Annotated in this window: 10 protein-coding genes; 2 read left to right on the top strand and 8 right to left on the bottom strand. The window is 68.5% G+C overall.

All coding sequences use genetic code 11. The features are described from left to right. Positions 1-274: 274 nt before the first annotated feature. The 3 genes from AB0D53_RS38985 to thyX form a co-directional block, all read right to left on the bottom strand. Complete coding sequence (locus AB0D53_RS38985) at positions 275-1,960, bottom strand: ribonuclease J (protein ID WP_362454108.1); 1,686 nt, start codon at positions 1,958-1,960, stop codon at positions 275-277. A 129-nt stretch (positions 1,961-2,089) separates the two neighbouring features. Next, positions 2,090-2,989, bottom strand: coding sequence for a 4-hydroxy-tetrahydrodipicolinate synthase (gene dapA / locus AB0D53_RS38980; RefSeq protein ID WP_362454107.1), 900 nt, complete (start codon positions 2,987-2,989; stop codon positions 2,090-2,092). Between the two features lie 152 nt (positions 2,990-3,141). Further along, the gene (thyX, locus tag AB0D53_RS38975; protein ID WP_072489299.1) at positions 3,142-3,879 is read right to left on the bottom strand and encodes an FAD-dependent thymidylate synthase; all 738 of its coding nucleotides are present in this window, start codon (positions 3,877-3,879) and stop codon (positions 3,142-3,144) included. A gap of 186 nt (positions 3,880-4,065) precedes the next feature. Here thyX and AB0D53_RS38970 point away from each other — a divergent pair, with 186 nt between their 5' ends. Further along, positions 4,066-4,305: a hypothetical protein gene (locus AB0D53_RS38970; protein WP_329813684.1), complete on the top strand. Its 240-nt coding sequence runs from the start codon at positions 4,066-4,068 to the stop codon at positions 4,303-4,305. Positions 4,306-4,399: 94 nt separating this feature from the next. Continuing rightward, a complete protein-coding gene (locus AB0D53_RS38965) occupies positions 4,400-4,951 on the top strand; it encodes a hypothetical protein (RefSeq protein WP_362454106.1) in 552 nt (183 codons plus the stop codon). A 42-nt stretch (positions 4,952-4,993) separates the two neighbouring features. On the opposite strand, the gene AB0D53_RS38960 is transcribed toward AB0D53_RS38965, so the two are convergent. The 5 genes from AB0D53_RS38960 to rpsO form a co-directional block, all read right to left on the bottom strand. Then, entirely contained in the window at positions 4,994-5,452 is a 459-nt protein-coding gene (locus AB0D53_RS38960; protein WP_072489302.1) for a tetratricopeptide repeat protein, read from the bottom strand. Between the two features lie 12 nt (positions 5,453-5,464). Further along, positions 5,465-6,217, bottom strand: a complete 753-nt coding sequence (gene dapB / locus AB0D53_RS38955; RefSeq protein ID WP_362454105.1) for a 4-hydroxy-tetrahydrodipicolinate reductase — start codon at positions 6,215-6,217, stop codon at positions 5,465-5,467. Between the two features lie 24 nt (positions 6,218-6,241). Further along, positions 6,242-7,621, bottom strand: a complete 1,380-nt coding sequence (locus AB0D53_RS38950) for a pitrilysin family protein (protein ID WP_362454104.1) — start codon at positions 7,619-7,621, stop codon at positions 6,242-6,244. Next, a complete protein-coding gene (locus AB0D53_RS38945; RefSeq protein WP_362454103.1) occupies positions 7,618-9,831 on the bottom strand; it encodes a polyribonucleotide nucleotidyltransferase in 2,214 nt (737 codons plus the stop codon). The genes AB0D53_RS38950 and AB0D53_RS38945 overlap by 4 nt, the downstream gene beginning before the upstream one ends. 335 nt (positions 9,832-10,166) lie before the next feature. Further along, positions 10,167-10,457, bottom strand: coding sequence for a 30S ribosomal protein S15 (gene rpsO, locus AB0D53_RS38940; protein WP_003965855.1), 291 nt, complete (start codon positions 10,455-10,457; stop codon positions 10,167-10,169). Positions 10,458-10,605: the final 148 nt, after the last annotated feature.

The raw sequence follows: 10,605 nt of genomic DNA, 5'->3' as shown, positions 1-10,605 counted from the left end.
CGCGTTTCCCTTTCCGGCGGTTCCAACCTTACCAGACTCTTTTTCGTTCCGTTTCCGGTCCGAATTTGAATTCCGGTGGCCTTTGGATTGGCCTTTGCCTTTCGGCGAACCCGACTTTATCAGAAGTTCTGAGTCGGAATTCCCGCCCCGTGGGGAGGCTCGCGGCACACAGGTGTGCGCGGCGCTTCCCGGTCAGGCGGAGCCGTAAACGTACTGGAGCGGGGCGCCCCGATGCAAATCGGGGGCCCCGCTCCTCAGTTCACGCCTGGCGGTGTCAGACCTCGACGACCACCGGGAGGATCATCGGGCGCCGGCGGTAGGTGTCGGAGACCCACTTGCCCACCGTGCGACGGACCAGTTGCTGGAGCTGGTGGGGCTCCAGCACGCCGTCCTGGGCGGACTTGTTGATCGCGTCCTCGATCTTCGGCACGACGGCGCCGAATGCCGAGTCGTCGATGCCGGAGCCACGAGCGTGGATGTCCGGGCCGCCCACGATCTTGCCGGTGGAGCTGTCGACCACGATGAAGACCGAGATGATGCCCTCGTCACCGAGGATGCGGCGGTCCTTGAGCGAGGTCTCGGTGACATCGCCGACCGAGAGGCCGTCGACATACACATAGCCCGCCTGGACCTTGCCGACGATCTTGGCCTTGCCGTCGACGAGGTCGACGACAACGCCGTCCTCGGCGATGACGATGTGGTCCTTGGGTACACCGGTGAGTGCGCCGAGTTCGGCGTTGGCCCGCAGGTGGCGCCATTCGCCGTGGACCGGCATCAGGTTCTTCGGCTTGCAGATGTTGTAGAAGTACAGCAGCTCGCCGGCCGAGGCGTGGCCCGAGACATGGACCTTGGCGTTGCCCTTGTGGACGACGTTGGCGCCCCAGCGGGTCAGACCGTTGATCACGCGGTAGACCGCGTTCTCGTTGCCCGGGATCAGGGACGACGCGAGGATCACCGTGTCGCCCTGGACGATCCGGATCTGGTGGTCGCGGTTGGCCATCCGGGACAGCGCGGCCATCGGCTCGCCCTGGGATCCCGTGCAGACCAGCACGACCTCGTCGTCCGGCAGGTCGTCGAGGGTCTTCACGTCGACGACCAGGCCCGCGGGAACCTTCAGATAGCCGAGGTCACGGGCGATGCCCATGTTGCGGACCATCGAGCGGCCGACGAAGGCGACCCTGCGGCCGTACTCGTGTGCCGCGTCGAGGATCTGCTGGATGCGGTGGACGTGGCTGGCGAAGCTCGCCACGATGATGCGCTTCTGGGCGTTGGCGAAGACCGTGCGCAGGACGTTGGAGATGTCCCGCTCCGGCGGTACGAAGCCGGGGACCTCGGCGTTCGTCGAGTCGGAGAGGAGGAGGTCGATGCCTTCCTCGCTCAGCCGGGCGAACGCGTGCAGGTCGGTGAGCCGGCCGTCCAGCGGGAGTTGGTCCATCTTGAAGTCGCCGGTCGCGACGGCCATGCCCGCGGGGGTGCGGATGGCGACCGCGAGGGCGTCCGGGATGGAGTGGTTGACCGCGACGAACTCGCAGTCGAACACGCCGATGCGCTCGCGCTGGCCCTCCGCCACTTCGAGGGTGTACGGACGGATGCGGTGCTCCTGGAGCTTCGCCTCGATCAGCGCGAGGGTCAGCTTGGAGCCGATGAGCGGGATGTCCGGCTTCAGGCGCAGCAGGTACGGGACACCACCGATGTGGTCCTCGTGGCCGTGCGTGAGGACGATTCCCTCGATGTCGTCGAGACGGTCCCGGATCGTGGTGAAGTCCGGCAGGATCAGGTCGATTCCGGGCTGCTCCTCCTCGGGGAAGAGAACGCCGCAGTCGACGATGAGCAGGCGGCCGCCGTACTCGAAGACCGTCATGTTGCGGCCGATTTCGCCGAGGCCGCCGAGCGGGGTGACGCGGAGGCCGCCCTTCGGGAGCTTCGGCGGGGTGCCGAGTTCGGGATGCGGATGACTCAAAAGACTCTCCTTACCACGCACGCCACGTACCGCTTGGGCACGTGGCGCGCATGTCATTCGTGCACTTGCTGTTGTCTGTGATGTCGCTCTTGCGAGTGTTCTTCGCTTATTCAGTTGTGAAGTCTGTGGTTACAGCTCTACCCCGCCGGCCGCGAGATCGATCTTGAGCTGTGCCGTTTCCTGTGCGGTGAGCTCCACCAGGGGGAGGCGCAGCGGGCCCGCGGGGAGGCCCTGGAGGGCCAGTGCGGCCTTGGTGGTGATCACACCCTGGGTTCGGAACATCCCGGTGAAGACCGGCAGGAGCTTCTGGTGGATCTCCGTGGCCTTCTGGATGTCTCCGCCGGTGTACGCCTCGATGAGGGCACGCAGGTCGGGAGTGACGACGTGGCCGACGACGGAGACGAATCCGACGGCGCCGACCGAGAGCAGCGGAAGGTTCAGCATGTCGTCGCCGGAATACCAGGCGAGGCCGGAGCGGGCGATGGCCCAGCTGGCGCGGCCGAGATCGCCCTTGGCGTCCTTGTTGGCGACGATGCGCGGGTGCTCGGCCAGCCGGACCAGCGTCTCCGTGTCGATCGGCACGCCGCTGCGGCCGGGGATGTCGTAGAGCATCACCGGCAGGCCGGTGGCGTCGGCGATGGCCGTGAAGTGGCGGAAGAGGCCTTCCTGCGGCGGCTTGTTGTAGTACGGCGTCACCGCGAGGAGTCCGTGGGCGCCGGAGCGTTCGGCCGTACGGGCGAGCTCGATGCTGTGACGGGTGTCATTGGTGCCGATGCCCGCGACGACATGGGCCCGGTCCCCCACGGCATCCAGTACCGCCCTTACGAGCTGGTCTTTCTCCGCGTCGCTGGTGGTCGGGGACTCGCCGGTGGTGCCATTGACGACCAGGCCGTCATTGCCTGCGTCCACGAGATGGGCGGCGAGCCGCTGGGCGCCGTCGAGGTCGAGTGCACCGTCCGCCGTGAAGGGCGTGACCATAGCGGTGAGGACCCGCCCGAAGGGGGTCTGCGGAGTGGAGATCGGAGCCATGGGTAACACGCTACTCGCTGCTCAGCGCCCAATGCCCCCTCGGGGGGACAAGCGATAGGAGCCCGGCACTGCCTGCTCGGGGGTTCAGGCAGTGCCGGGTCCGTTTGATCAGCCTAGATGAACTTCACGAAACGCCGCAATACGGACACCGCTTACGGGGCTACGCGTCCGTTCTTGTTGAAGGCTGCATGGGTGAGCGGCATGAGCCGGGCCCAGTGCTCCTCCATCTGCTGGCCCACCATCTCGATCTCGCGCTGCGGGAAGGACGGCACCTTCGCCAGCTCGTGCTGGGTACGCAGGCCGAGGAAGTGCATCAGCGAGCGGGCGTTGCACGTGGCGTACATCGAGGAGAAGAGGCCTACGGGGAGCACGGCGCGGGCGACCTCGCGGGCCACTCCCGCGGCGAGCATCTCCTGGTACGCCTCGTACGCCTGGCGGTAGGAGTCCTCCATGACGCGGCCGGTGAGCTCCTGCTGGGCCTGGGTGCCCTCGACGAACTCGTACTTGCCGGGGCGGCCCTGCTGGACGAGCTTGCGGGACGCGTCGGGGACGTAGAAGACCGGCTCCAGCTCCCGGTAGCGGCCCGATTCCTCGTTGTACGACCAGCCGACGCGGTGCCGCATGAACTCGCGGAACACGAAGATCGGGGCACTGATGAAGAAGGTCATCGAGTTGTGCTCGAACGGGCTGCCGTGGCGGTCGCGCATGAGGAAGTTGATCAGCCCCTTGGAGCGCTCGGGGTCCTTGGTGACCTCCTCCAGGGACTGCTCACCGGCCGTGGAGACACGGGCCGCGAACAGGACGTCGGAGTCGCCCGCGGCGTGTTTCACCAGCTCAACGGTCACATCGCTGCGGAAGCTGGGCTTTGCGGGCTCGGGGGTCTCGGTCACCGGCGGGGTCCTTCCAGTTGCGTCGCTCGGGCGGCGCCCACTCTACGGGCCACCACTGACAACCGGGTCGGGAAGGGCCTTCCAGGGATTTCTTCGACGAATTCGGCGATTCGGGGCACCTATCGGGCCTGTTCTGCGTCTGACTCAATAGCAGCATCCGAAACAGAGTTCAAGGAGACCTTCCTCATGTTCCGCCGGCGTGAAGCCGTCCCGTTCTCGTTCGTGGCCGAGAGCGACCGATTCCGCAGCAACGTCACACCGCCCCCGCGGGAGCGCGCCAGCGTCTCCCAGCTGGCCGGCCGCTCCCTCGTCGGGCTGACCATCGTCGCCGGCCTCGTAGGGGCGCTGATCCTCGGCCTGCCGGCGCTCAGCCCCGCCCAGAGCCCCTCGCACGCCGAGCAGACCGAGGCCGCCCACGGGCACTGACTCGTACGGGGCCCCTGGGGTGGTCGGGGCGGTGATCTCCTCGGTAGCCTCACCGGGCACAGCAATCGAGCGTGTTTGTGAGTGAGGATCAGTCGTGCCCCTGCCCTTCCTGACGGCCGACCGCGCGTTTGACGCCAGCGCCGAGGACATCGCGCTGCCGTTCGACGACCATGACAGCTGGCGGCGTCCGTACCGTCCCGGCCCCTGGCGGGTCGCGGCCGCCGCCTTCCTGCTGCTGCTCGCGTCCTTCGTCCTGCTCGCGGGAATGATCATCGCGTTCGCCGGGGCGCTGTCGGGCGCGGTCGTATGCCTGGCGGTCGCCGCCGCGGTCATCGTCTGCGCACTGCGGCTGCTGCGGGTCGGTGCCTGGGTCAGCCGGCACGGCGTACGCCGGGTGGGCTTCTTCGCGACGACGACCGTGCCGTGGAGCCAGGTCACGGCCGTCCGCACGGTGCAGCAGCCCGTGAAGTGGCTCGGGCTCCCCCGCACCGTGCAGGGGCAGGCGCTGATCGTCGTACGCCAGGGTGGCGAGGCGACTGCGCCGCTGCTCACCGACAGCAACGCCGATTTCCTGACGCGGGCCGAGGCCTTCGACCGCGCGGCCGACACGGTGGAGGCGTGGGGAGACGAGTACCGGCGGGTCTGAGCCCCCTTCGTACGACCGGGACGCCCGGTCCGGCACGCCCGTTCAGGACGTGCTGGGCCGGGCGTCCTTCATGTGCAGGGCGATGGCCCGCTGCATGGCCTTCCGGGCCCGCGGGGTGTCCCTGGCGTCCTGGTAGGCGACCGCGAGGCGGAACCAGCAGCGCCAGTCGTCCGGGGAGTCCTCGGTCTCCTCGCGGCGACGGGCGAACACCGCGTCGGCCGAGTCCCGGTCGATACGGCCGGACGGGGTACGGACCAGTTCGTCGACCGGCAGGCCGCCCTCCGCGTCGAGTTCCGCGGCCAGCGCGTTCGCCCGCGACACGAACTGGGTGTTCTTCCAGAGGAACCAGACCCCGATCACCGGCAGGATCAGCACCGCGACCCCGAAGGTGACCGTCAGCAGTGTGCCGTGCCGGATGAGCAGCACGCCACGGCTGCCGACCAGGACGAAGTAGAAGACCAGGACGGCGGCGGTGACGAAGTAAGTGATCTTTGCGCGCATGGCAGGGCTCAGTCAGTTCAGGTCGAGGAAGTGTTCCAGGCCGAACGTGAGGCCCGGAGTGGTCACCACACGGCGTGCGCCGAGCAGGATGCCCGGCATGAAGCTGCTGTGGTGCAGGGAGTCGTGGCGGATGGTGAGGGTCTCGCCCTCGCCGCCGAGCAGCACTTCCTGGTGGGCGAGGAGGCCGCGGAGCCGGATCGCGTGGACCGGGACCCCGTCGACGTCCGCGCCGCGGGCGCCGTCCAGGGCCGTGGTGGTGGCGTCCGGCTGCGGGGCGCAGCCTGCCTTCCTGCGGGCCTCGGCGATCAGCTGGGCGGTGCGGGTGGCGGTGCCCGAGGGGGCGTCGACCTTGTTGGGGTGGTGCAGTTCGACGACCTCGACGGACTCGAAGTAGCGGGCGGCCTGCTCCGCGAACTTCATCGTGAGGACGGCGCCGATGGAGAAGTTCGGCGCGATGAGCACACCGGTCTCCGGGGAGCCGGCGAGCCAGGTGTTCAGCTGCGCGAGCCGTTCCTCGGACCATCCCGTCGTGCCGACGACGGCGTGGATGCCGTGCCGGACGCAGAAGCCGAGGTTGTCCATCACGGACGCGGGGGTGGTGAGCTCGACGACGACCTGGGCGCCGGATTCCGTGAGGGTCTCCAGCCCGTCGCCGCGGCCCAGTGCTGCCACCAGCTCCATGTCGTCGGCGGCCTCGACGGCTCGTACCGCCTCGGATCCGATCCGGCCCTTGGCGCCGAGAACGGCCACGCGCAGCTTGCTCATTGCTCTGCTTCCTTAACGGTGGAGTTAGGAGACCGCTTCTTCGAGGCGGTCGGCCTGCTTGTCCTTGAGCGGCCCGATGACGGAGAGGGAGGGGCGGTGTCCGAGCACCTCGGCCGCGACGGCGCGGACGTCGTCGGGGGTGACCTGAGCCATCCGGGCCAGCATGTCGTCGACCGACATCTGGTCGCCCCAGCACAGCTCGCTCTTGCCGATGCGGTTCATCAGCGCGCCGGTGTCCTCCAGGCCGAGGACCGTGGAGCCGCAGAGCTGCCCGATGGCGCGGCCGATCTCCTCGTCGCTCAGCCCCTCGGACGCCACCCGGTCGAGTTCGTCCCGGCAGATCTTGAGGACGTCGTGGACCTGGCTGGGCCGGCAGCCCGCGTACACCCCGAAGAGCCCGCAGTCGGCGAAGCCCGAGGTGTACGAGTACACGCTGTAGGCGAGGCCACGCTTCTCCCGTACCTCCTGGAAGAGGCGTGAGCTCATGCCGCCGCCGAGGGCCGCGTTGAGGACGCCCAGTGCCCAGCGGCGGTCGTCGGTGCGGGCCAGGCCGGGCACGCCGAGGACGACGTGGGCCTGCTCGGTCTTGCGGTTCAGGAGCTCCACCCGGCCCGCGGTGCGCAGCTTGCGGGAGCCGTGGCGCGGGGCGACCGGGACGGCGTCGGTGCGGGACAGGGCGCCCGCCCGCTCGAACGCCCTGCGGACCTGGCGCACCACCGTGGCGTGGTCGATGTTGCCGGCGGCGGCGACGACCAGGTGCGTGGGGTCGTAGTGCTTCTTGTAGAAGCGGGCGATCCGGCCGCGGTCGAGCGCGTTGATGGTGTCGACGGTGCCGAGGACCGGGCGGCCGAGGGGGGTGTCGCCGAGCATGGTGTGCGCGAACAGGTCGTGCACGCAGTCGCCCGGGTCGTCCTCGGTCATCGCGATCTCTTCGAGGATGACGCCGCGCTCGGCGTCGACGTCCTCGGCGGTGATCAGCGAGCCGGTCAGCATGTCGCAGACGACGTCGATGGCCAGCGGCAGGTCGGTGTCGAGGACCCGCGCGTAGTAGCAGGTGTACTCCTTCGCCGTGAAGGCGTTCATCTCGCCGCCGACCGCGTCGATCGCGGCGGAGATGTCGAGGGCGCTGCGCTTGGCGGTGCCCTTGAAGAGGAGGTGTTCGAGGTAGTGCGTCGCGCCGTTCAGCGTGGGGGTCTCGTCGCGTGATCCGACGTTGGCCCAGATGCCGAAGGTGGCGGAGCGTACGGAGGGCAGGGTCTCGGTGACGACCCGGAGGCCGCCGGGCAGGACGGTGCGGCGGACCGTACCGATGCCGTTGGTGCCCTTGAGAAGCGTTTGGGTACGGGCGACGGCCCGCGCCTCGGAGGAGGCGCGGGCCGTCGTCACGGAACTACGGGACGTCACTTGTCGGCGTCGTCCTTCTTCTCGTCCTCTTCACCCTCGATGACCGGGATCAGGGAGAGCTTGCCGCGGGAGTCGATCTCGGCGATCTCGACCTGCACCTTGGTGCCGACGCCGAGCACGTCCTCGACGTTCTCCACGCGCTTGCCACCGGCGAGCTTGCGGATCTGCGAGATGTGCAGCAGGCCGTCCTTGCCCGGCATCAGGGAGACGAACGCACCGAAGGTGGTGGTCTTGACGACCGTACCCAGGTAGCGCTCGCCGACCTCCGGCATGGTCGGGTTGGCGATCGAGTTGATCGTGGCACGGGCGGCCTCGGCGGCCGGTCCGTCGGCGGCACCGATGTAGATGGTGCCGTCGTCCTCGATCGTGATGTCGGCGCCGGTGTCCTCCTGGATCTGGTTGATCATCTTGCCCTTCGGGCCGATGACCTCACCGATCTTGTCCACCGGGATCTTGACGGTGATGATCCGCGGGGCGTTCGGGGACATCTCGTCCGGGACGTCGATGGCCTCGTTCATCACGTCGAGGATGTGGAGGCGGGCGTCGCGGGCCTGCTTCAGCGCGGCGGCCAGGACCGAGGCGGGGATGCCGTCGAGCTTGGTGTCGAGCTGGAGCGCGGTGACGAACTGCTTCGTACCGGCGACCTTGAAGTCCATGTCGCCGAAGGCGTCCTCCGCACCGAGGATGTCGGTGAGGGCGACGTAGTGGGTCTTGCCGTCGATCTCCTGGGAGATCAGGCCCATGGCGATACCGGCGACGGCGGCCTTGAGCGGCACACCGGCGTTCAGCAGCGACATGGTGGAGGCACAGACCGAGCCCATGGACGTCGAGCCGTTGGAGCCCAGCGCCTCGGAGACCTGGCGGATCGCGTAGGGGAACTCCTCGCGCGTCGGCAGCACCGGCACGATGGCGCGCTCGGCGAGCGCTCCGTGGCCGATCTCGCGGCGCTTGGGCGAGCCCACGCGGCCGGTCTCACCGACGGAGTACGGCGGGAAGTTGTAGTTGTGCATGTAGCGCTTGCGGGTCACCGGGGAGAGGGTGTCCAGCTGCTGCTCCATGCGGAGCATGTTGAGGGTGGTGACGCCCAGGATCTGGGTCTCGCCACGCTCGAACAGCGCCGAGCCGTGCACCCGCGGGATGGCCTCGACCTCGGCGGCGAGCGTACGGATGTCCGTGACGCCGCGGCCGTCGATGCGGACCTTGTCCTTGATGACGCGCTCGCGGACCAGCTTCTTGGTCAGCGCGCGGTACGCGGCGGAGATCTCCTTCTCGCGGCCCTCGAAGGCCGGGAGGAGCTTCTCGGCGGCGATCTCCTTGACGCGGTCCAGCTCGGCCTCGCGGTCCTGCTTGCCCGCGATGGTGAGCGCCTGGGCCAGCTCGGACGTCACGGCGGCGGCGAGCGCCTCGAAGACGTCGTCCTGGTAGTCCAGGAAGACCGGGAAGTCGCCGGTGGGCTTGGCGGCCTTGGCGGCGAGGTCCGACTGGGCCTTGCAGAGGACCTTGATGAAGGGCTTCGCGGCTTCCAGACCGGCGGCGACTACCTCCTCGGTGGGGGCCTCGGCGCCGTCCTTGACGAGCTGGATGGTCTTCTCGGTGGCCTCGGCCTCGACCATCATGATCGCGACGTCGCCGTCCTCCAGGACGCGACCGGCGACGACCATGTCGAAGACGGCGTCCTCGAGCTCGGTGTGCGTCGGGAAGGCGACCCACTGGCCCTTGATCAGGGCGACACGGGTGCCGCCGACCGGGCCGGAGAAGGGCAGGCCGGCCAGCTGCGTGGAGCAGGAGGCGGCGTTGATCGCGACCACGTCGTACAGGTGGTCGGGGTTGAGCGCCATGATCGTCTCGACGATCTGGATCTCGTTGCGCAGGCCCTTCTTGAAGGAGGGGCGCAGCGGGCGGTCGATCAGGCGGCAGGTGAGGATCGCGTCCTCGGAGGGCCGGCCCTCACGACGGAAGAAGGAGCCGGGGATCTTGCCGGCGGCGTACTGCCGCTCCTCGACGTCCACCGTGAGGGGGAAGAAGTCGAGCTGGTCCTTGGGCTTCTTGGAAGCGGTGGTGGCCGACAGCACCATGGTGTCGTCGTCCAGGTACGCCACGGCGGAGCCGGCGGCCTGCTTGGCCAGGCGGCCCGTCTCGAAGCGGATGGTGCGGGTGCCGAAGGTTCCGTTGTCGATAACGGCCTCGGCGTAGTGGGTCTCGTTCTCCACTAGCGTTTTCTCCGATACATAGCGTCTTCGCGCCCCCACGCCCGTGTGGCGGGGGACGGTAGCGGAGAAGCCCTCCATCGGCGGGCCGGTCTTCGATCGAAGCACCCGGGTCGATGAGTCCGGGGGCCACTACCGAGGACCGGCGGCGGGGAGGTCTGCTTCTCGCTCGTCTGTCGGTCGTTCTCCGACCAGGTTACTGAGATTCGGTTCTGCTTGGCATTCCGGCCGTGCGGGCGGGCCCGTCACGTCCCGTACATGCGCGCGTACGCACCATCGTACGTACAGCAAAGGGAGCGGCCCCCCTCAGTGGTGGGAACCGCTCCCTTCACGGCGAACTACTTGGCGCCGCCGGCCGCACCGCGGCGGATGCCGAGGCGGTCGACCAGGGCACGGAAGCGCTGGATGTCCTTCTTGGCCAGGTACTGAAGGAGGCGGCGACGCTGGCCGACCAGGATCAGCAGACCACGACGGGAGTGGTGGTCGTGCTTGTGCGTCTTGAGGTGCTCCGTCAGGTCCGAGATCCGGCGGGAGAGCATCGCGACCTGGACCTCGGGGGATCCGGTGTCACCCTCCTTCTGGGCGAACTCGGACATGATCTGCTTCTTCGTAGCGGCGTCGAGCGGCACGCGTACTCCTCTTGATGTTCGATGCGCCCACGAGTGCCCCTGGTCTTGATCGCAGGGGAGCTTCCATGACTCGGAGGCGAAGGTCCGATGAGCGCAGCTCCCAGCATGATCCGGGAGGGCGTACACAAACGGCCGTCACACAGCGTAC

The sequence above is a fragment of the Streptomyces sp. NPDC048295 genome (assembly GCF_040652135.1).
Lineage (GTDB): Bacteria > Actinomycetota > Actinomycetes > Streptomycetales > Streptomycetaceae > Streptomyces.
The sequence above is the reverse complement of the archived record's forward strand: the minus strand, read 5'-3'. Positions and strand labels throughout refer to the sequence as shown.

Excerpts from the sequence above, each read along its gene's own strand:
- dapB (WP_362454105.1), bottom strand. The coding sequence starts at position 6,217 with ATGAGCAAGCTGCGCGTGGCCGTTCTCGGCGCCAAGGGCCGGATCGGA.
- dapA (WP_362454107.1), bottom strand. The coding sequence starts at position 2,989 with ATGGCTCCGATCTCCACTCCGCAGACCCCCTTCGGGCGGGTCCTCACC.
- AB0D53_RS38960 (WP_072489302.1), bottom strand. The coding sequence starts at position 5,452 with ATGCGCGCAAAGATCACTTACTTCGTCACCGCCGCCGTCCTGGTCTTC.
- AB0D53_RS38970 (WP_329813684.1), top strand. The coding sequence starts at position 4,066 with ATGTTCCGCCGGCGTGAAGCCGTCCCGTTCTCGTTCGTGGCCGAGAGC.